The following is a 19,989-nucleotide window of genomic DNA, read 5'->3' as shown; positions in this document are numbered from 1 at the left end:
TCCCCGGAACCGGTCCTGTCGGCGCACACGGTAGAACGTGTTCCAGAAATAGGGAATGGCGAGACGGTACCGAGGCATACGAAAAGGCCCCCGCGTGGCGGGGGCCCGTTCGGTGCTGAACTGCTCAGTGGGCGACGGGAGTCGGCTGACTGCCGGCACCCGCCGACCGCTCGGCCGGCTTCGGCGCGAGCTGCCGCTCCGCCAGCAGCCCGAAGACCAGCCCGAAGGCGGTCCACAGGGTCACCTGCACGGCGAGTGCCGCGAGCCGGTACTGCCACAACAGGGCGGCCGGGAAATGCTCCGGCACCTCGTTGAACGACGGCAGGAACGCGTAGGCCAGACCGACGACGAGGACGAAGAACGCGCCCGCGGCGAGGGTGGCGTTCCAGTTGCCGAGGCGGGGTGCGAGACGCTTGCCCAGGATGACGGTCCCCACCGTCAGCAGCACGCTGAGGACGATCATCAGGAAGAACAGCGCGGTCCGCTGGTTGAGCGTGTCGGGGTCACCGACGGCCGGCGGGTTGGCCGGGTACTTGAGGAACGGCACGACGTACACCGCGACCAGTCCGGCGACCGCCAGGAGCAGCGCGCTGGCGCGCGGCCCGAAGCGGCCGATCCGGCCGAGCGCGAAGCAGTACGCGAGCGCCGCGATGCCGCCGAAGGCGACCCCGTAGACGAGGACACCGGTGGACAGGCCCGCGGTGGACTGGAGCGTACGGCTGAAGAGTTCCTCGCCGCCGTGCTCGTGGGCGTGGCTCTCCTCGAAGGCGATGGCCTGATCGACGCGCGGCTCCCCGAGGAAGTACGCGACGACGAGCGCGGCCAGGCCCGCGACGAGGCCCGCGAGCATGCCGCGGACCAGGAGATTTCTGACAGTTGCGGAGTTCATGCGCGGATACGCTTCCTCGCCGCCGTCAGTGGCACGGGAAGCCGAGCAGATGGCGGGCGTCGTGCACCCACTCGTGGACTCCCTCGCCGGACAGCAGGGAGGTGGCGCCCTGTTCGGCGCCGACGAAGTAGAGCAGGACCAGCATCAGGACGCCGAAGAAGACCGCCCAGGGGACGATGGCGCCGATCGGCAGCTTTGCGGGTACGGCGGTGGAGCTGGTTGTCGGCTGAGCGACGGTCTGCGCCATGGCAGGACCTCCTGGGGGAACTCGCGTCCCGTCTCGGTGGTGCACAGGACGACGGGGCGGGTCTGACTCCCCCGGCCCACCCCTGGGGGTGTGCCCGGCATACAGTGGCGCGACCGTGCCGGAATCCCACCGGCTTCCACCGAACCGTCGTCGATATCGACGAGAAGGTACCGCGTGCGAGAGGTGCGGCCAAGAGCGCACGGTTCGGCCACGAGCGCCCCTGAAGCGCTGTGGCCATGTCAATTACGCGGTACGGAAGGGATGTTGGGCGGGGGAATGGACCGATGACCAGCCGAGTGATGTTGATCTCACCCGCGATCAGCGCGGCTCTGCGGGAGGCCCGCTTCGACGACGGCGGCCCGCTGGACGACTCCGGACTGCGGCTCGCGAAGGCCGCCGCGGGCACGCTCCCCACGGCCCGTCAGGTCTGCGTCTCCCCCACCGTGCGCTGCCGGGAGACGGCCGGCGCACTCGGCCTCGACGCCCTGGACACACCGGAGTTGGCCGCACTCGACACCGGACGCTGGCGCGGCGCGACGCTGGCCGAGGTGGGCGCCGCCGAGCCGGAGGCGCTGGCCCGCTGGCTGGCCGACGTGGAAGCGGCGCCGCACGGCGGGGAGTCGGTGCACGCGCTGTGCGAACGGGTCGGGGCGTGGCTGGACCCGCTCGCCGCGGAACCGGGCCGGACGATCGCGGTGGCCGAACCCGAGATCGTCCGCGCCGCGCTCGTCCACGCGCTGGGAGCGCCGAGGTCGTCGTTCTGGCGCACGGACGTCGCACCGCTCACCGCCGTCGAGCTCAGCGGCAGGGCGGGCCGCTGGAACGTACGGATGGGACGACCTCTGTGAGAGGTGCGCCGCACCTCAGTGCAGCGTGTCCATGAAGTCCGTGCAGGCCTGGGCGCAGGTCCGGCAGGCCTTGGCGGCCTCCTCCGCGCCCGGCTGGGTGTCGAAGGCGTGGGCGCTCTCCAGGCAGACCGTCCGGCACCACTCGAGCTGGACGCGGATACCGCTCTCGTCCAGCCGGTTCTGCTCGGACAGCACCCGGCACGTCGCGTCGCACACCTCCGCGCACATGATGCCCTTGCGTCGTACGAGTTCCTGCTGCTCGGTCCCGTCCGGATCCACGAGGCTGGCACGCACCGCACATGCCCGGGCGCAATCGGTGCACGCCTGCGCACACGCGAAACGGTCCTCCAGGAACCGGATGAGCTCCTGTTGGGATGTCGTCGCTGTCACACCGCGCGGGTAGCCGCCGCGGCTCGCGTCAAACCCCCTCGCCGGAGGTCGCGCCGGTCGCGGGGGCGGGTTCACGCACGCCGGCGGGGGTACTCGCGGGGCCATGAACATCGCATGGATGGAGATGGCCGCGGGTCGCGGCGCCCTGGGCGTCGGGCTGATCGTGGCGGGTCTGGTCGTGGTCGCCCTGTTGCTCGGCGCGTTCTGGCTGGGCGCACGCATCCGTCGCCAGGAACCGCCGCCCCCGAGCCCCGAGGAGCAGCCGAGGCTGCCCGAGGGCGGGCCCGTCCGCGAGGTCATGGAGAACAGGGAGCCCGACGAGGTGCCCCGCAGCGACCAGCGCCTGACGCCGCACGAGATGCCCGCCTTCGGCAACAGCAGCACCCGGACCGGTCCCGAGAAGGACCGGCGCCGCTGGAGCGACGGCAGCAGCGGATCGTTCGGCAGCGGGGGGCCGGGCGGTCGCTGACCCGAGCCCCGCCGCTCTCCTTCGAGCGCACCCAGGGACCTGTCAGCCGGCGAGCAGGGGCAGCGCCTCGAAGACGTGCCGCTCCCACAGCCGCCGTGAGGCCTCCTCCGGGTAGGTGGTCACCGTCGGCTCGGTGTCGAGGAGTCGGACGAGCCGGGCCTCTGAGTCGTACGCGGGCCAGCCGGGGTCGCCGGTGGCGGCGAACGCCGTCCAGGCGGAGCGGACGTGCGCGGAGAGCCGCTCGATGTCGGGGGTGGGCTCGGGGCCGATGAGCATGCTGCCGAGCCCACCCCCTTGCGGCCCGAAGACCAGGGGTACGTCAAGGCCGTGGCAGGCGCCGAGCGCGCCGCCGTGCAGCGGGGCGGACCAGGTGAGTTCGTACAGGTACGCCCGCCCGCCACCGGCGGTCTGCGCGTCCGCCAGATGCAGCGAGGGCATGCGGAACAGCCAGTCGGACTGGACGAGTTCGAAGAGGTGCTCCGCCGAGGCGTCCGGGAACGCGGTGCGGTAGGCCCGCTCGGCGTCGGGTCCCGGACCGAACGCGGCCAGCGCACCCGAGGCCATCCGCTCGTCCACCTTGCCGAGCAGGCCGCCCATCATCAGGAAGAGGCGGTACTCGTCACGGTTGTGCCCGACGATCAGCTCCACGTCCCGGGCGGCGCCGTCCGTCAGGGCCCGCCACGGCATGACCGGCAGGACGTCTCCGTCGACGACCGGGGAGTACGGGGTGGCGGTCAGGGCGGCCGAGCCCCACCGGGGCAGGAACTCCCTCATCCGGCCGCTCAGGGCGGCCCCCGCCTCCGGCAGCTTGCGCGGGTCCACGCCCGCCAGGTCCGCCACGGTGGCGCGCAGCCCGAGCTCACCGGCGACGGCCTCGCCGATGTCCCTGGCCAGCGCGTCCGAGAAGTACGTGCCCGGCACGCTCTGCGCGATCGCACGCCGGAACAGGCCGCGCGCCCGCGGCATCGCCAGGAGCGCGGCGACGGACCCGGCGCCGGCCGACTCGCCGAAGACGGTCACCTGGCCGGGGTCGCCGCCGAAGGCCGTGATGTTGTCGCGCACCCACTCCAGGGCGGCGACCTGGTCGAGCAGTCCGCGGTTCGCGGGAGCCCCCTCGATGTGGAGGAACCCCTCGATGCCGACCCGGTAGTTCAGGGTGACCACGACCAGGCCGCCGTCGCGGGCGAGCCGGGCGCCGTCGTAGGTGGGGTCGTCGCTGGAGCCCAGCTTGTAGGCGCCGCCGTAGATCCACACCATGACCGGGCGGCCGGCCGCCGCGTCGGCCTCGGGGGTCCAGACGTTGACGGTCAGCCAGTCGTCGCCGGTCGGCAGGCTCCAGGGCGGCACCGCGGCGGGGTCAGGGCCGAGCGCTTCCTGCGGGACCGGCGGTCCGAACGCGGCCGCTTCCCGCACTCCGGCCCAGCGCTCCGCCGGTCGGGGCGCCGCGAACCGCGCCTCTCCCAGCGGGGGCCGCGCGTAGGGGATGCCGCGGAAGACGTCCAGGCCGCCCTCACGGCGACCGCGGACCGCGCCGGCCGTCGTGCCGGCCTCGGGAGACTCGCTCCTGCTCATCGGCGACTCCTTGAAGGATCTGTGGTGCGCCGAGTCTCACACCGGGGGCCGTACTTGACCAGCCCCCGGTGAATTGATGTTCACTGAGCGAACAAGCAGGCCCTTCCCCGCGGCGTCACGGATAGCTCACCAGGTTCGCCACGTTCGTCGCGGAGTTGGACGGGCCGCCCCGGTCGTTGATGACGTGCCGGATCGTGCCGGTGCCGCCCAGTGAGACGGTCACCATGTTCTGGAAGCGTACGTTCGGGGTGCTCGGCACCTCGAAGGCGTGCTCCGCGGCGACGCTCGGGTTGACGTTGAAGTAGCAGTAGCTGCCGAGCCCGTAGGCCTGGTGGCTGGTGACGGTGTTCGCCACCTTGTAGGCGGCGTAGCCCTGGGTGGAGCCGTTCATCCAGGCGGCCTGGTTGGGCGGGTCGTAGGGCATCTCGTTCTGGTAGAAGTACGTCCGGCCGCCGTTGCCGTTCCAGATCGTCTGGTGCTTCTGGTAGTGCTCGACGAACAGCCCGTACATCGTCACGTCGTCGCCGTTGACGATCAGTCCGGTGTCGGCGGTGTTGGTGGTCCAGCCGACGCCGGTGCCGTGGTCGGCGCGCCAGATCCACATGTGGTCGCCGATGACGTCGTCGCTGTTGACGACGAGGCTGGTGGTGGCCTTGCCCACGGCGGCGCCGCCGACGCGGAAGTAGACGTCGTGCAGCGAGGTGGGGTCGGCCGAGTGGTCGGCGGCGGCGCCGGACGGGCCGATCTCCACCAGGGTCCGGGAGTTGGTCGTGCCGGCGTCGAAGAGGAGGCCCGCGAGCTTCACTCCGTCGACGTCGGCGACCGTCATGGCGGTGACGCCGTTGTCGGGGACGAAGGTGGCGAGTCCGAGGCCGAGCACGACGGTGTCCGGGCGGGTCACGCGCAGCGTCTGGTCGAGGTGGTAGACGCCGGGCGTGACCAGGAGGTTCTTGCCCTCGGCCAGCGCCGAGTTGATCTGCGCGGCGGTCGCGCCGGGCTTGACGACGTAGAACTGGTCGATGCCCAGCGAGGTCCCCGGAGCGTTGCCGCTCGCCCAGCTGGTCGCCGAGGAGTTGGTCCGCACGCCGGGCACGAACACCTTGTAGGCGCCCGCGCCGTCGACGTACAGGAAGGGCTTCTCACGCACGGTCGGCGTCTGGTTCACCGTGGTGTAGGGCGGGTTGGGGAAGCTGTTGCCCGGGACGCCCTGGCTGCCGACGAACACCATGTTCCAGTTGGAGCCGGTCCAGCTGCCGAGCTGGGAGTTGCGGGTGAGCCACTGCTGCTGGGTGCCGGAGCGGACCTGGCCGTCGATCTTGGTGTCGGCCATGAACCCGCCGCTGGACCAACCGCCGTCGCTGAGTTCGAGGTTGCCGCGCACATGCATACGCCGGTAGCCGGAGGCCTGCGAGACCGCCCAACGGTCCGTGCCGCCCGTCGGGTTGACGGACAGGTTCTCGGCGCCGCGCCAGAAGTTCTGGGTGGCGTTCTGCGGCGGGAACCAGTCGGCCTCGACATGCACCGCGCCGTTGATCGTGACCGAGTCCGGCGACTGTCCGAGCCCCAACACCTGGGTGTAGAAGCCGACGTTGACGTCGTTGCTGTAGGTGCCGGGCTTGAACATCACGGCATAGCGCTGGGCGCCGAACTGGTTGGTCTCCTGCTGCTGGAAGATCTGGTTCAGCCGGCTCTGGATGGTGGCCGAGGGCATGGACGGGTCGAAGACGACCACGTTCGGGCCGAGGTCGACGTCGCCGGGCGCGGTGCTCACGGGGGCGACCTGGAAGCGCTGGGCGGCGGTGCCGTTGCAGGTGTACTGCACCAGTTGGACGCTGTCGGCGGTCGAGGCCGCGGGCACGTCGAGGCACTTTCCGCTGTTGCGGTTGACGAAGTGGTAGGCGCCGCCGCCCTCGTCGACGGGCAGCCACTGCTGGTTGGCGCCGCCGCCGTAGGTCCACAGGTGCACGGCCGCGTTGTCGGCGGTGGACACGTCGCTGACGTCGGCGACCTGCTGGGCGTCGTTGCGGTTGTTGATCCGGACGTAGCCGTCGCTCGTGGCGGTGAGGCTCCACTGCTGGGCGGTGCTGTTGTTGCAGGTGTACTGCTGTACGGCGGTGCCGTTGACGGTGGCCGCCGAGCGGGCGTCCAGGCACTTGCCGCTGCCGGCGTTGACGACCGTGGACCAGCCGGTGGGCAGGGCGGTGACCGCGGCCCGGGCGGGCTGGAGGCCGGTGAGGACCGAGGCGGCGGTGGCGGCGGCCAGCGCGGCCGCGACGGTGCGGGGTCTGGGGAGTCGGAGCACGTCATCTCCTGTGCCGGCACGGCGGCGCGAGGTGGGGGGTGGGTAAGCCGGTTTCACCGCGGCTTAGTTCACTGCGTGATTTAAGAAGTGAGAGATGGACATGTCAAGGGGTTGGTATGGACCAGTTGAGGTGAGGGGTGGCTCACAATGATCACGTACGCCCCTGAACCGGACCGCGTGACAAGGAGCCCCGTCCATGGACCTGCGAGCGGCGCTGACCGCCCACCGCCTCGTCGCGATCGTGCGCGGCGACGACCCCGAGGCCGCCCTGCGCACTGTGCTGACCCTGGCCGACGAGGGCGTCGGGCTCATCGAGGTGTCGTTGACCGGGAGGGAGGCCCTGTCCGTCATCGAGCGCGCCCGTGAGGCCCTCGGCCCGGACCGGCCGCTCGGCGCCGGAACCGTCCTGACCGCGGCCGACGCACGGGCCGCCCATGACGCCGGGGCGGACTTCGCGGTCACCCCGGCGCTGGGCGAAGGCGTCAGCGCGGCCCACACCCTGGGCCTGCCGGTGCTGGCGGGTGTCATGACCCCCACCGAGATCGTGACGGCCCGAGGCCAGGGCGCCACCGGACTCAAGGTCTTCCCCGCCGCGCAGGCCGGCGGCCCCGCCTATCTCAGGGCGCTGCGCGGACCGTTCCCGCACGAACTCCTCGTCCCGGTCGGCGGGGTCGACGAGGCCGCCGCCCGCGCCTACCTGGCGGCCGGGGCCACCGCCGTCGGCGTCGGCTCCCCGCTGATCGGCGACGCCGCCGACGGTGGCAGCCGCAGCGCCCTGCGCGAGCGCGCCCGCGCCTTCCTCACCGCCGTCGGCGAGGCCACGGCATGAGGAGCGTGTGGCTGCCCGCCGAGGGCCCGGTCGTCTGTGTCGGCGAGACCATGGCGGCCCTCACCCCCGCCGCGCCGCAGCCGCTGGAGACCGTCGAGAACCTGCGCCTGTCGGTCGCGGGGGCGGAGTCGAACGTGGCGATGTACCTCGCCGACCTCGGCGTCCCCGTCTCGTGGATCTCCTCGCTCGGCGCCGACCCGTTCGGCCGGCGCGTGCGTGCCGTCCTCGCCGCGGCAGGCGTGGACGTCGGCGCCGTACGGCACGATCCGCAGCGGCGGACCGGGCTGCTCGTGAAGGAACCGGGCCCCGACGGCACCCGCGTCCACTACTACCGCGCCGGTTCGGCCGCCTCGGCCATGGGCCCCGACGTCCTGGACGACCCGAGAGTGGCCGCCGCCTCGCTCGTCCACCTCACCGGTGTGACCCCGGCGCTCTCGCCGTCGTGCCGCGCCCTCGTGGAACGCGCCCTGGCCACCCCGCCGAACGAACGCCCGTACGCGATCAGCTTCGACGTCAACCACCGCCCCGCGCTCTGGCCGGACGGCGCGGCCGCCACCGTGCTGCGCGAACTGGCCGACCGCGCGGACCTCGCCTTCGTCGGTCTGGACGAAGCCCAGGGCCTGTGGGGCGCGGACCTCGAACCGGCCGACGTGCGGCGGCTGTTGCCGGGTCCGCGGCTGCTGGTCGTCAAGGACGGCGGACGGGCGGTCACCGTCTTCGGTGAGGAGCGGACCTGGACCGTGCCCGCCCTGCCCGTGGACGTGGTGGAGCCGGTCGGCGCCGGGGACGCCTTCGCGGCCGGGTTCCTGGCCGGGCTCTCGCGGGACGGGGACGTGGAGCGCGCCCTGCGGCTCGGGCACATCACGGCCGCGTCCGCCCTCGCGGTGACGGGCGACCACGGCCCGCTGCCGGACCGCGCCCGCATCGAGCACCTGATCGCGCACGCGTGGACACGACCGGCCCGCACCGGTCCCCCGTCGTGACCTTCGCTGCCGCACGTTCGATACTGCATGCATCAGGTATCCCGTTCACCACTCGGCCAGGAGGTACCCATGCGGATGCTCATCAACGTCCCGGACACCGTCGTCGCGGACGCGCTGCGCGGACTGGCGGCCGCCCACCCCGAACTCACCGTCGACGTGGAGAACCGGGTGATCGTACGGCGGGACGCTCCCGTGGCCGGAAAGGTGGCCCTGGTCTCCGGTGGCGGTTCCGGGCATGAACCGCTGCACGGCGGGTTCGTGGGACCCGGCATGCTGTCGGCGGCCTGCCCCGGCGAGGTGTTCACCTCCCCCGTGCCCGACCAGATGGTCCGGGCGGCGGCGGCCGTGGACAGCGGCGCGGGCGTGCTGTTCATCGTGAAGAACTACACCGGCGACGTCCTCAACTTCGACATGGCCGCCGAACTCGCCGAGGACGAGGGCATCCAGGTGGCGAAGGTCCTCGTCAACGACGACGTGGCCGTCACCGACAGCCTCTACACGGCGGGCCGGCGCGGCACGGGCGCCACTCTGTTCGTCGAGAAGATCGCCGGGGCCGCCGCGGACGAGGGACAGCCGCTGGAGCGCGTCGAGTCGATCGCCCGTCAGGTCAACGAGAACTCCCGCAGCTTCGGCGTCGCGCTCAGCGCCTGCACCACGTACGCCAAGGGCAGCCCCACCTTCGACCTTCCCGACGGGGAACTGGAGCTGGGCATCGGCATCCACGGCGAGCCGGGCCGGGAGCGGCGGGCGATGATGACCTCGCGCGAGATCGCCGACTTCGCCGTCCACGCGATCCTGGACGACATGAGTCCGCGCAACCCGGTGCTGCTGCTGGTCAACGGCATGGGCGCGACCCCGCTCCTGGAGCTGTACGGGTTCAACGCCGAGGTGCAGCGGGTGCTGACCGAGCGCGGGGTGGCCGTCGCCCGCACCCTCGTCGGCAACTACGTCACCTCCCTCGACATGGCGGGCGCGTCGGTCACGCTGTGCCAGATCGACGAGGAGACGCTGCGGCTGTGGGACGCGCCGGTGAAGACCGCGGGGCTGCGCTGGGGCATGTGAGCCGGGCCGTCAACTCCCCTACCACGCAAGGAGATCCAGTGCTCGACGCCGACTTCTTCCGCCGTTGGATGACGGCGACCGCCGCGTCCGTGGACCGTGAGGCGGAACGGCTGACCGCCCTCGACTCCCCCATCGGGGACGCCGACCACGGCAGCAACCTCCAGCGCGGCTTCCGCGCCGTGACCGCCGTCCTGGAGAAGGAGGCCCCGGAGACACCCGGGGCGGTGCTCACCCTTGCCGGACGGCAGCTGATCTCCACGGTCGGCGGGGCGTCAGGGCCGCTGTACGGCACGCTGCTGCGGCGCACCGGGAAGGCGCTCGGCGACGCCGCCGAGGTGGACGAGGGGCAGTTCGCCGAGGCGTTCCGGGCAGGGGTGGACGCGGTCATGGCCCTGGGCGGGGCCGCGCCCGGCGACAAGACCATGATCGACACGCTGGTCCCGGCCGTGGCCGCGCTCGGCGACGGGTTCGCCGCCGCTCGGGCCGCCGCGGAGGAGGGCGCCCTCGCGACGACGCCGTTGCAGGCCCGCAAGGGCCGGGCGAGCTATCTGGGCGAGCGCAGCATCGGGCACCAGGACCCGGGCGCCACCTCGTCCGCGCTGCTGGTGGCGGCACTCGCGGAGGCGAACGGTGAGTGACGGCGAGCTCGTGGGGATCGTGCTGGTCTCGCACAGTGCCCAGGTCGCCGCGGCCGTCGCCGAGTTGGCGCGGGGGCTCGCGGGTGGTGGCGTCGAGGTGCCGGTCGCGGCGGCCGGCGGCACCGAGGGCGGGGAGCTCGGGACCAGCTCCGCGCTCATCGCCGCTGCCGCCGCCTCGGTGGACCGGGGCGCCGGGGTCGCCGTCCTCACCGACCTCGGCAGTGCCGTGCTGACGGTCAAGGCACTGCTGGCGGAGGGCGACGAACTCCCCGCCGACACCCGCCTGGTGGACGCCCCGTTCGTCGAGGGCGCGGTCGCGGCGGTCGTCACGGCCTCCACCGGCGCGGACCTCGCGGCGGTGGAGGCGGCGGCAGCGGAGGCGTACACGTACCGCAAGGTCTGAGACCTACGAGACACCCCGCGCCGCGACGGCGAGGGCCGAGCACATGGTGTCCGCCAGCTCGGCCTCCCCCCTCGCGGCGTCCGTCCGCTCGGTCTCCACGCGCCAGGCGTAGTGCTCCACGGCCGCGCGCAGGGCCGCGTTGAACATGGCCGCCTGGATCGTGGGCCGCAGGTCGTCCGCGGGCAGGCCGGCCCGCTCGCCGAGGGCGCGGGCGAACGCGGGCTCGGCCTCGTCGTACGTCTGCAACCAGATCGCGCGCAGCCCCGGTTCGGTGCGGGTCAGGCGTACCAGAGCACCGACCGTCGCCCGCTCCGGCCCTGCGACGAAGGCGGGGTCGGCCGCGAGGCGGCGGTCGAAGAGCTGCTCCAGGGGCTGGCCGGGACGCCACTCGCGCAGACACTCGGCGATCACGTCGATGCCGGCCGAGAACAGTGGCCGTACGCAGCTCTCCTTGCTCGGGAAGTAGCGCCAGAGGGTGCGGGCGGAGACGCCGACCGCCTGGCCGATCTGTTCCCCGGTGGTGGCCGCGACGCCCTGGGTGACGAACAGGTCGACCGCGGCCCGGGCGATCTCCAGCCGGATCTCGGCCTTGCGCTCCTCGGTCAGCGGTGGTCGTCCCGTGCGTCCGCGGGCTGCGGTCATGTGTTCCTCCGGCTGGCGGTGATCGTCTCCCGGAATTCTCCACCACGCATTTATGTCACTCACAGACATTAAGTCGTAGGGTGGGGCCACATCGGGCACGTCGCTCTCGTACGCCGCCCTCGCACCGCACGGACAAGGAACCGCCATGACCACTGGACTCGACGGACGCAGCGTCATCGTCACCGGAGCGGGCTCGGGGATCGGGCGCGCCGCCGCCCTGGCCTTCGCCGCCGAGGGCGCGAAGGTGGTGGTGGCGGATCTGAACGCGGACGGGGCGGCGAAGGTCGTCAACGAGATCGGGGAGGCGGGTGGCACGGCGGTCGCCGTCACCGGCGATCTGAGCGAGCAGGCCGTCGTCGACCGCGTGGCCGAGACCGCGGTGGAGCGGTTCGGCGGTGTGGACGTGCTGGTGAACAACGCCGGGATCATGGACCGGATGTCGGCGCCGGCCGATGTGAGCGACGCGGAGTGGGAGCGGGTGCTGCGGGTCAACCTGACCGCGCCCTTCCTGCTGACCCGGGCCGTCCTGCCGCACATGCTGGCGGCGGGCAGGGGCGCGATCGTGAGCACCGCCTCCGAGGCCGGGCTGCGGGGCAGCGCCGCGGGCGCCGCCTACACGGCCTCGAAGCACGGCATCGTGGGTCTCACCAAGAACCTGGCCGTGATGTACCGCAACCAGGGCATCCGGGCCAACGCCATAGCCCCGGGCGGCACCGCGACCGGCATGGTCCCCGACATCGACCGCGAGGCACACGGCCCGCAGGCGCTCGCCCCCTACTTCGGCAACGTCGGCCGCGTCTCCGAGCCGGAGGAGCAGGCCGCCGCGATCGTCTTCCTCGCGTCGGACGCGGCGAGCAACATCAACGGAGTGGTACTGGCCGTGGACAACGGCTGGTCGGCGGTCTGACACCCGCCGGGGCGGCGACCCGGGCCACGCGGGTCCACCCCACCCCGGAACAGCCGACCGACCCACGCCGGTCCGAGACGTCTCGGGCGCGCGCCCGGCCCACGCCCTGCTGCCATGCGGGTCCGACCCGGCCCGAAGCGGCCGACCAACCCACCCCGGTCCGACACGTCTCGGGGCGACCGTCCGACCCACCCCGGTCCGACCCACCTGGAGCGGCCGTCCGGCCCACGCCAGTCCGACCCGCCCCAGGGGCGCGCGCCCGGCCCACGCCCTGCTGCCATGCGGGTCCGACCCGGCCCGAAGCGGCCGACCAACCCACGCCAGTCCGACCCGCCCCCGGGCGGGCGCCCGGCCCACGCCCTGCTGCCACGCCGGCCACGCGGGTCCGACCCGCCCCGAAGCGGCCGACCAACCCACCCCGGTCCGACACATCTCGCGGCGACCGTCCGACGCACGCCGGTCCGACCCGCCCCGGGGCGCGCGCCCGGCCCACGCCCTGTTGCCACGCCGGCCACGCGCGTCTGACCCGCCCCGAAGCGGCCGACCAACCCACGCCAGTCCGACCCACCCGGAGCGGCCCACCGAGCCACCCCGGCCCGACCCACCCGGGGCGCACGCCCGGCCCACACCGTGCTGCCATGCTCCGGGGCGGCCGTCCGGCCCGTGTGAACAGTCGAGCCCCTCGCCGGACTGACGAGGCAGGCGAGCCGGTCAGTCGGCGTGTACGGGGAGCGGCGGCGCCGACCCGGTCGTCTCCTCGAGCCCGGTCATGGCAGGCACATGGGAGGACGAGCGCCTGAGCCGGTCGTCGGCCGTCGGCCGTTCGCGCACCGGTAGTCGCATCCGGCCCCTCGCGAAGAGTCGTGCCGTCTACCGCCCCCGCACGAACTGCCGCGCCAGCCGCTCCCCCGTCGCCACGGCGGCGGCATGGTCCTCGATGGGTTTGACCTGGGCGTCCTTGAAGACGATGTAGGTGACCCCGGAGGGCGTGCCGCCGCCGCGCGGGTCGGGGCGGATGCCCAGGGCCTTGGCGGCGGCGTAGGAGGCCTCGCCGATGATGTCGTGGGGGCCGACGTCGCCGACGACCGCGTACTGCACGCGGTCCTTGTAGATCACCGCCGCGACCGAGCCGCCCCGCACCCCGCCGACGCGGTAGTCCCAGACGCGGCTCGGGGTGGGCACCACGATGTAGGGCAGGCGTTCGGCGCTCAGGTAGCGGCCGTCGGCCTGCTGGAAGGCGGTGGCGTCGGAGAACAGCGGGTCGGTGGTCCGGTTGCAGCGCAGGCCGGGCCGCCCGTCGCAGTCGATGTCCATGTCGGCCTTCCAGAACACGGCCTCCTCGGTGCCGCAGACCGGGACGGTGGCGGGCAGACCGTCGTCGGTGGCGTACCGGCCGCGGGACACGGGGACGCAGTCACGCACTTTGGCCAGCAGGTCGGCGGCTCGGACATCGCCTTCCTGGCGCACCACCGGCTCCTGGAAGGCGACGGGCTCGACGGCGGGCGACATCGTCGGGGCGAGCAGGGCGGCGCCTGCCGCGGCCAGCGTCAGCGACTGGACACGCACGATAAGGGACCCTCTCCTGGGGGACATTGACGCACACCCAGCCCAATCTGATGCCGCGTCGGCCACCCGGCCACCCTGAGGGGGCCGGACGGTGCACGGCCCTCGCGGGCGGGAGCGCTTCCCCGAACGTCCGACAGGGGCCGGGCGCCTGAGCCTGCGTCGGCTCCGGCTGCCCGGCCGCCCGCGTCCGGCGCGGGGACAGCGACGACAGCGGCCCGCGCCAACAGCGTGAACTCCCGAGCCCTCGAAGGGAGTTCACCATGAGGAGCTTCAGCATACGTAACGGTCCGGCGCGTTCACCAACGCCGCCCCTCTTGATGGGACCACGTCAGCGACTGCATAGTGAGGGACGTCTATTGGTCCGGACCATTGCCTCGGGGAGGCGGACTGGTGCGACGCGTTGCCGCTCTGTGCGGGGCGCTCCTGCTGCTGGCGGGCTGCGGCTGGAGTGACGCCGACGACGACGAAGGCCGGCTTCCCGGCGCCCCCGCGGGCGTCACCGCGGCGGCCGGCAGCGCGACCAGCGTGCATGTGATGTGGAGCGCGGTGACGGCCGAGGGCGGTGTCCGTGGCTACGAGGTGTATCGCGGCACCACGAAGGTGAAGGAGGTGCCGGGTTCCGAGCACATGGTGGACGTCTCCAGGCTCAGGCCGTCCACCAGCTATGTGTTCACCGTGCGGGCCCGGGACACCGAGGGGCGTCTCGGCCCGCCCAGCCGTGCGGTCCGAGCGACCACACCGGCGGCCACCCGGGCGGACACCTCGGCGCCGACCCGCCCGGGGCAGGTGACGGGCCGGGCGGTCGGCAGCAGGTCGGTCCAGCTGTCGTGGTCCGCGTCCTCGGACGACGTGCGCGTGGTGTCGTACGACATCCAGCAGGGTGGCACGAAGATCCACAGCGTCGGCGGGAACCAGACGGCGACCGTGGTGACGGGGCTGCGCCCCGGTGTCCGCTACTCCTTCACCGTGCGGGCCCGCGACGCCGCCGACAACGCCTCCCCCGCGAGCGCCACCGTCCGCCTCACCACCGCGCCCGGTTCCGACGACGGCCGCGGCACGGCCCCCGCCGAATTCCGCGCGACGACCCGCCTGGCCGACGACGGGGCGTACTACTTCGACCTCTCCTGGGTGCCGCCACGCGTGGACGGCGTGGTCGCGGAGTACCGGATACGGCTGGACGGGCAGCCGGCCACCTCACTGGTGTACGGCGGCACCGCGCCCGCCGGGCCGGCGACGTACAGCTTCTACGCGGGGCGGGACAAGGGCGTCACCCACCGGCTGCGGATCCGGGCGAAGCTGCCGGACGGGACCTGGGGCGGATGGTCGCCGGAGCGGACGGTCACGACCGGCGCGGCGCCCTGAAGCACCGCCGGCATGGGCCGGACGAAGGAATCCGTCACCTGCCCGGGGGCGGTCCGGGTGCGCGCCGGGCCGGGGGCACGTTGGCTGCCCCTGAGGCGCACGGGCCCTTTCCCGATCCTCGGCGGCGCATGGGACGTACCGCCAACCGTGCCGCCGGAGGGCAGTCCATGCGTACAAGTCAGCTTCTCCTCCGCTCCGGGCCGATCGCGGCTGCCGTCGCCGCGCTGGCCGCCACCCCGGCGGTCGCGGCCTCCGGGATCTCCGTGAGCACGACCGGCTCCACGGTCTCGGTGACCACCAGCGCCTGCACCCAGGTCAACGGCAGCTGGGGCACCGCCTCGCTGCTCACCAGCAGCCAGGCGAACTTCGCCCAGGGCCGCCAGGTGTCCCTGTCGGGCACGAGTTCCCTTCAGTCGGCAGCCTGGTCCGGCGTGAGCCCCGGGACGTACACGGTCGTCGTCATGTGCGCCGACAACTCCACGGCCGGCGCCCAGTCGGTCATCGTCTCGACGGCCTCCACGCCGACCATCTCCGCGACCGCCTCCCCGTCGCGCGGCGTCATGGGCGGCCTCGGCGGCGGCATCAAGGACTACGGCCCGCTCACCCTGGGCGCCGGTGCCGCCCTCGTCGGGATCGGCGGCATCGCGACGGCCTGGTTCCTGCGCCGCCGCGCCAAGCCCTACCGCCTCTAGGACTCCAGTTCTTCGAACTCCTCCAGCGCGTGGGTGAGCCACCGGGTCCAGAAGGTCTCCAGATCGATCCCCGCCCGCAGGATCAGGTGCTGCAACCGGTCCTGCGGGCTGTCCTTGCCCGGCGGGAAGTCGCGCTGCTCGATCTCCTCGTACTCCGCCAGCTGCCGCCGGTGCAGCTCCAGATGGCGGCGCAGATCGGCCTCGATGCCCTGGATGCCCTCGTTGCCGACCACGGCCGCCGCCCGCAGCCGCAGGAACAGCGTCTCGCGGTACGGCTTGGGGTCCTGGGACGCGGCCGTCCAGCGGGCCAGCTCGGCGCGGCCCGCGGGCAGGACCTCGTACGACTTCTTCTGCCCGCGGGCCGGCTGCTCCGACGGCAGCGCCCGGATGTGCCCCTCGGCCTCCAGTTTTCCCAGCTCGCGATAGATCTGCTGATGCGTCGCCGACCAGAAGTAGCCGATCGACCTGTCGAAACGCCGCGTCAGGTCGAGGCCCGAGGACGGCTTTTCCAGCAGGGCGGTCAGGATCGCGTGCGGGAGTGACATGGGGTCATCCTAGGGACGGCATTCACAGAGCCGCCGCGACCTCGGTGCCCTGCTTGACGGCCCGCTTGGCGTCCAGTTCGGCGGCCACGTCGGCACCGCCGACGAGGTGCGCCTTCACACCGGCGGCGACCAGCTCCTCGTACAGGTCGCGGCGCGGGTCCTGGCCGGTGCACAGGACGACGGTGTCCACCTCCAGGACCGTGCTCTCCTCGCCGATCGTGACATGCAGTCCGGCGTCGTCGATCCGGTCGTAGCGCACGCCCGGGACCATGGTGACGCCGCGGTGCTTGAGCTCGGTGCGGTGGATCCAGCCGGTGGTCTTGCCGAGCCCCGCGCCGACCTTGCTGGTCTTGCGCTGGAGCAGATGGACGGTACGCGGCGGGGCGGGGCGCTCGGGGGCGGTGAGGCCGCCGGGGCCGGTGTGGTCCATGTCGACGCCCCAGTGGCGGAAGTACGTCGCCGGGTCCTCGTTGGCCTTGTCGCCCGCGTCCGTCAGGAACTCCGCCACGTCGAAGCCGATGCCGCCGGCGCCGAGGATCGCGACGCGGTCGCCCACGGGGGCCTTGTCACGCAGGACGTCGAGATAGCCGACGACACTCGGGTGGTCGACGCCGGGGATGTCGGGGGTGCGCGGGGTGACGCCGGTGGCGACGACGACCTCGTCGTAGCCGCCCAGGTCGGCCGAGGTCACGGGCGTGTCCAGGCGTACGTCCACGCCGTGGGCGGCGAGCTGGTGGCGGAAGTAGCGCAGGGTCTCGTCGAACTCCTGCTTGCCGGGGACCTGACGGGCGACGTTGAGCTGGCCGCCGATCTCGCTCGCGGCGTCGTACAGCGTCACCGCGTGGCCGCGTTCGGCCGCCGTCGTCGCACAGGCGAGGCCCGCCGGGCCCGCGCCGACGACCGCGACGCGCTTCTTGCGCCGGGTCGGCGAGAGCACCAGCTCGGTCTCGTGGCAGGCGCGCGGGTTGACCAGGCAGGAGGTGATCTTGCCGCTGAAGGTGTGGTCGAGGCAGGCCTGGTTGCAGCCGATGCAGGTGTTGATGGCCTCGGGGGTGCCGGCCGCGGCCTTGTTCACGAAATCGGGGTCGGCGAGCATCGGGCGGGCCATGGACACCATGTCCGCGTAGCCCTCGGCCAGCAACTCCTCGGCGACTTCAGGGGTGTTGATGCGGTTGGTGGTGACGAGGGGGATGCCGACCGCGCCCATGAGCTTCTTGGTGACCCAGGTGTACGCGCCGCGCGGCACCGAGGTGGCGATCGTGGGGATGCGGGCCTCGTGCCAGCCGATGCCGGTGTTGATGATCGTCGCGCCGGCCGCCTCGACGGCCTTGGCGAGGGTGACGACCTCGTCGTGGGTGGAGCCGCCGGGGACCAGGTCCAGCATGGAGAGCCGGTAGACGATGATGAAGTCCTCGCCGACGGCCTCGCGCACCCGCCGCACGATCTCGACGGGGAAGCGCATGCGGTTCTCGTACGACCCGCCCCAGCGGTCGGTGCGCCGGTTGGTCTGCCGGGCGATGAACTCGTTGATCAGATAGCCCTCGGAGCCCATGATCTCCACGCCGTCGTAGCCGGCCCGCTGGGCGAGGCGGGCGGCGCGGGCGTAGTCGTCGATGGTCTGCTCGACCTCGGCGTCGGTGAGCTCACGGGGCGGGAAGGGGCTGATCGGCGCCTGGAGGGGGCTCGGGGCGACGAGGTCCTGGTGGTAGGCGTACCGGCCGAAGTGCAGGATCTGCATCGCGATCCGGCCGCCCTCGCGGTGCACGGCCTCGGTGATGACCCGGTGCTCGTCGGCCTCCGCCTCGGTGGTGAGCTTCGCGCCGCCCTCGTAGGGCCGCCCCGCGTCGTTGGGCGCGATGCCGCCGGTGACGATGAGGCCGACGCCGCCCCGCGCGCGTTCGGCGTAGAAGGCCGCCATGCGTTCGAACCCGCGCTCGGCCTCCTCCAAACCGACGTGCATGGAGCCCATCAGGACCCGGTTGGGCAGCGTGGTGAAGCCCAGGTCCAGCGGGCTCAGCAGATGGGGGTAACGGCTCATGGCAGGCCTCCGTGCGCGGTGTCGTCCCTCCTGTTGTAGAGGACCGCGCACGGTTTATGCAACTAGTTGCAGAACCAGGCCGGGGATGATGTGCCGCAGCTCACCTGCTTTCGAGCAGCACGTGCAGCTCCCGCTCCTGGTCCCCGGAGGCCGAGGAGAGGTCGCGCACCGCGAACAGGGAGTCGAGGGTGGAACGCAGCCGTTCGATGGCCCAGTAGCCGCCCTGCGCGTCGGCCTCGACGGAGGACGAGAGCCGGGGCGGGGTCGCGCACTCGTGGGCGTCGGTGACCTCGAAGGTGCCGAGCCACACCATCGGGCGGCTCTCGTGGAGCTGCTGGGGCACGTCCTCGGCGGACCGGTCGGACTCGAAGCACTCGCAGAGCGCGTCGAACACGATCCGGGCGTCCTCCTTGCTGCACCCGCTGATCTCCAGGGAGACGGGTTCCTCGTGCATGCGCACACGATCCATCGTGATCGCTCCTCTCATGGCGACGGCGCGGTCACACGAGTTCCCCCGTGAACCGCGCCACACCTTCAGAAAAGCACCACTGCAGGACCGGGACCAGCGGCCGGCCTCAGCTCGTGGTGAAGCGGTACGTCTTGCTGTCGGTCAGCACGCAGAACCCGGGCGAGACGACGATCACCCGCAGGGTGCCGGTGCGCCGGTCGTAGTCGATGCCCTCGGCCTCGAACGTGCCCGAGCAGGAGCTGCGCAGCGGGAGCTGGCGGAGCGCGGTGACATGGCCGGTGACGTTCGTGGCGCCCGGCTCGGCGGACAGGTCGACCTGGAGGAGCGGCTTGGTGATGCCGAAGAGGGTGCCCGCGGGGTCGTCCGAGGAGCACAGCAACCGTGTCGCGGTGACGAAGTCGCAGCCCTGTACGTCGCGTACGGCGTGGTCGAGGGTGACGGTGGACGCCTGCGGGAGGTTCGCCGAGGGCGAGGTGCTCGCGTTGACGCCGGGGGTCGGGAAGACGAGGAAGCGGGTCATGGTGCCGTACTCGCCGGACAGCATCCACTGGCCCGACGGGGTGATGGCGACCCACGAGTTGTTGAGCGCCTCGCCGCTGCTCAGCGTGTGGACGTACTCCGACCAGGCGCCGCCCGGGGCCTGCACCCGGTACATCTTCGCCGAGCCGGAGTCCGCCTGGTACGGCTCGACGTAGTAGCCGCCGTAGGAGGCGTCGGGGTCGCCGACGTGGTTCCAGCCGCGGCTGGACACGCTCAGCGAGATGGTGCCGATGCCCGTGTAGCGGTTGGCGCTGTTCGCGGGGACCTCGACCGAGGTCAGGCCCTGGCTCTCGGTCAGCGGGTCGGCGCGGTCGGAGCCGACCTCCGTCCAGGTGTCGGCGGCCGTCGCGGGCGTGGCGGACGACAGGACGGCGGCGGTGGCGAGGGCGACGAGTCCGGTCAGGACGGCGTGACCACGGTGCCGGATGCGCAGGGGCATGGCGGGCGGCTCCTCGGAGGGGGGTGGAGGGGTTCGGCGGACAGTGTGGCGGCCCCGTGTAGTCATGTACAGACCAATACGGCAACGGGGAATCGAACTTCTGATCTCACCGGACGCGCCGCGCCGTGTTGAGGGATGGTGGAGGTGGACGCCGATG

21 protein-coding genes and 1 riboswitch are annotated in these 19,989 nt (G+C 72.6%); of the genes, 10 read left to right on the top strand and 11 right to left on the bottom strand.

The window, feature by feature from the left end; genetic code table 11:
• Positions 1–124 precede the first annotated feature (124 nt).
• Together ACIHIX_RS14470 and ACIHIX_RS14465 are read right to left on the bottom strand one after the other, a co-directional pair.
• Positions 125–889: a CbtA family protein gene (locus tag ACIHIX_RS14470; protein WP_399954737.1), complete on the bottom strand. Its 765-nt coding sequence runs from the start codon at positions 887–889 to the stop codon at positions 125–127.
• Positions 890–914: 25 nt separating this feature from the next.
• Positions 915–1,136, bottom strand: a complete 222-nt coding sequence (locus ACIHIX_RS14465; RefSeq protein WP_109493873.1) for a CbtB-domain containing protein — start codon at positions 1,134–1,136, stop codon at positions 915–917.
• A gap of 37 nt (positions 1,137–1,173) precedes the next feature.
• Positions 1,174–1,326: riboswitch (cobalamin riboswitch) on the bottom strand.
• Positions 1,327–1,420: 94 nt separating this feature from the next.
• Here ACIHIX_RS14465 and ACIHIX_RS14460 point away from each other — a divergent pair.
• Positions 1,421–1,984: a histidine phosphatase family protein gene (locus tag ACIHIX_RS14460; protein ID WP_399954734.1), complete on the top strand. Its 564-nt coding sequence runs from the start codon at positions 1,421–1,423 to the stop codon at positions 1,982–1,984.
• A gap of 15 nt (positions 1,985–1,999) precedes the next feature.
• On the opposite strand, the gene ACIHIX_RS14455 is transcribed toward ACIHIX_RS14460, so the two are convergent.
• Positions 2,000–2,374 (bottom strand): ferredoxin, encoded by a 375-nt coding sequence (locus tag ACIHIX_RS14455; RefSeq protein ID WP_399954732.1) that lies wholly within the window; start codon positions 2,372–2,374, stop codon positions 2,000–2,002.
• 103 nt (positions 2,375–2,477) lie between these two features.
• Between ACIHIX_RS14455 and ACIHIX_RS14450 the strand changes: the two genes are divergently transcribed.
• Positions 2,478–2,843: a DUF6479 family protein gene (locus tag ACIHIX_RS14450; RefSeq protein WP_399954731.1), complete on the top strand. Its 366-nt coding sequence runs from the start codon at positions 2,478–2,480 to the stop codon at positions 2,841–2,843.
• A 42-nt stretch (positions 2,844–2,885) separates the two neighbouring features.
• Here the strand turns inward: ACIHIX_RS14450 and ACIHIX_RS14445 are convergent, their stop codons facing one another.
• Positions 2,886–4,415, bottom strand: a complete 1,530-nt coding sequence (locus tag ACIHIX_RS14445) for a carboxylesterase/lipase family protein (protein WP_399954729.1) — start codon at positions 4,413–4,415, stop codon at positions 2,886–2,888.
• Between the two features lie 115 nt (positions 4,416–4,530).
• The gene (locus ACIHIX_RS14440; RefSeq protein WP_399954726.1) at positions 4,531–6,717 is read right to left on the bottom strand and encodes an RICIN domain-containing protein; all 2,187 of its coding nucleotides are present in this window, start codon (positions 6,715–6,717) and stop codon (positions 4,531–4,533) included.
• A 196-nt stretch (positions 6,718–6,913) separates the two neighbouring features.
• Between ACIHIX_RS14440 and ACIHIX_RS14435 the strand changes: the two genes are divergently transcribed.
• From ACIHIX_RS14435 to ACIHIX_RS14415, 5 genes are all read left to right on the top strand, one after another.
• Complete coding sequence (locus ACIHIX_RS14435) at positions 6,914–7,546, top strand: bifunctional 4-hydroxy-2-oxoglutarate aldolase/2-dehydro-3-deoxy-phosphogluconate aldolase (RefSeq protein WP_399954723.1); 633 nt, start codon at positions 6,914–6,916, stop codon at positions 7,544–7,546.
• On the top strand, positions 7,543–8,529 hold the full coding sequence (locus ACIHIX_RS14430) for a sugar kinase (RefSeq protein ID WP_399954720.1): 987 nt from the start codon (positions 7,543–7,545) through the stop codon (positions 8,527–8,529). Before ACIHIX_RS14435 ends, ACIHIX_RS14430 begins: the two co-directional genes overlap by 4 nt.
• Before the next feature lie 69 nt (positions 8,530–8,598).
• Positions 8,599–9,591 (top strand): dihydroxyacetone kinase subunit DhaK, encoded by a 993-nt coding sequence (dhaK, locus tag ACIHIX_RS14425; protein ID WP_399954717.1) that lies wholly within the window; start codon positions 8,599–8,601, stop codon positions 9,589–9,591.
• Between the two features lie 38 nt (positions 9,592–9,629).
• Positions 9,630–10,229: a dihydroxyacetone kinase subunit DhaL gene (dhaL, locus tag ACIHIX_RS14420; RefSeq protein WP_399954716.1), complete on the top strand. Its 600-nt coding sequence runs from the start codon at positions 9,630–9,632 to the stop codon at positions 10,227–10,229.
• Positions 10,222–10,632, top strand: a complete 411-nt coding sequence (locus ACIHIX_RS14415; RefSeq protein ID WP_399954713.1) for a PTS-dependent dihydroxyacetone kinase phosphotransferase subunit DhaM — start codon at positions 10,222–10,224, stop codon at positions 10,630–10,632. Before dhaL ends, ACIHIX_RS14415 begins: the two co-directional genes overlap by 8 nt.
• Before the next feature lie 3 nt (positions 10,633–10,635).
• On the opposite strand, the gene ACIHIX_RS14410 is transcribed toward ACIHIX_RS14415, so the two are convergent.
• Positions 10,636–11,274, bottom strand: a complete 639-nt coding sequence (locus tag ACIHIX_RS14410; protein ID WP_399954710.1) for a TetR/AcrR family transcriptional regulator — start codon at positions 11,272–11,274, stop codon at positions 10,636–10,638.
• A 145-nt stretch (positions 11,275–11,419) separates the two neighbouring features.
• Here ACIHIX_RS14410 and ACIHIX_RS14405 point away from each other — a divergent pair, with 145 nt between their 5' ends.
• The gene (locus ACIHIX_RS14405) at positions 11,420–12,181 is read left to right on the top strand and encodes an SDR family NAD(P)-dependent oxidoreductase (protein ID WP_399954707.1); all 762 of its coding nucleotides are present in this window, start codon (positions 11,420–11,422) and stop codon (positions 12,179–12,181) included.
• A gap of 870 nt (positions 12,182–13,051) precedes the next feature.
• On the opposite strand, the gene ACIHIX_RS14400 is transcribed toward ACIHIX_RS14405, so the two are convergent.
• The gene (locus tag ACIHIX_RS14400) at positions 13,052–13,747 is read right to left on the bottom strand and encodes a glycoside hydrolase family 75 protein (protein WP_399954704.1); all 696 of its coding nucleotides are present in this window, start codon (positions 13,745–13,747) and stop codon (positions 13,052–13,054) included.
• A gap of 390 nt (positions 13,748–14,137) precedes the next feature.
• On the opposite strand from ACIHIX_RS14400, the gene ACIHIX_RS14395 reads away from it, so the two are divergent.
• Positions 14,138–15,109, top strand: coding sequence for a fibronectin type III domain-containing protein (locus tag ACIHIX_RS14395; protein ID WP_399954701.1), 972 nt, complete (start codon positions 14,138–14,140; stop codon positions 15,107–15,109).
• 167 nt (positions 15,110–15,276) lie between these two features.
• Complete coding sequence (locus ACIHIX_RS14390) at positions 15,277–15,801, top strand: hypothetical protein (RefSeq protein ID WP_399954698.1); 525 nt, start codon at positions 15,277–15,279, stop codon at positions 15,799–15,801.
• Here the strand turns inward: ACIHIX_RS14390 and ACIHIX_RS14385 are convergent.
• The 4 genes from ACIHIX_RS14385 to ACIHIX_RS14370 form a co-directional block, all read right to left on the bottom strand.
• Entirely contained in the window at positions 15,798–16,346 is a 549-nt protein-coding gene (locus tag ACIHIX_RS14385) for a PadR family transcriptional regulator (RefSeq protein WP_399954695.1), read from the bottom strand. The genes ACIHIX_RS14390 and ACIHIX_RS14385 overlap by 4 nt on opposite strands.
• A 22-nt stretch (positions 16,347–16,368) precedes the next feature.
• Positions 16,369–18,384, bottom strand: coding sequence for an FAD-dependent oxidoreductase (locus ACIHIX_RS14380; protein ID WP_399954692.1), 2,016 nt, complete (start codon positions 18,382–18,384; stop codon positions 16,369–16,371).
• Between the two features lie 100 nt (positions 18,385–18,484).
• Entirely contained in the window at positions 18,485–18,853 is a 369-nt protein-coding gene (locus tag ACIHIX_RS14375; RefSeq protein WP_399954690.1) for a hypothetical protein, read from the bottom strand.
• A 106-nt stretch (positions 18,854–18,959) separates the two neighbouring features.
• Positions 18,960–19,832, bottom strand: a complete 873-nt coding sequence (locus ACIHIX_RS14370) for a hypothetical protein (RefSeq protein ID WP_399954687.1) — start codon at positions 19,830–19,832, stop codon at positions 18,960–18,962.
• Between the last annotated feature and the right edge of the window lie 157 nt (positions 19,833–19,989).

The organism is Streptomyces sp. NPDC051913 (genome assembly GCF_044593635.1).
Taxonomy (GTDB): Bacteria; Actinomycetota; Actinomycetes; order Streptomycetales; family Streptomycetaceae; genus Streptomyces.
Note: the sequence above shows the minus strand (reverse complement) of the source record. Positions and strands in the feature narration are given on the sequence as shown.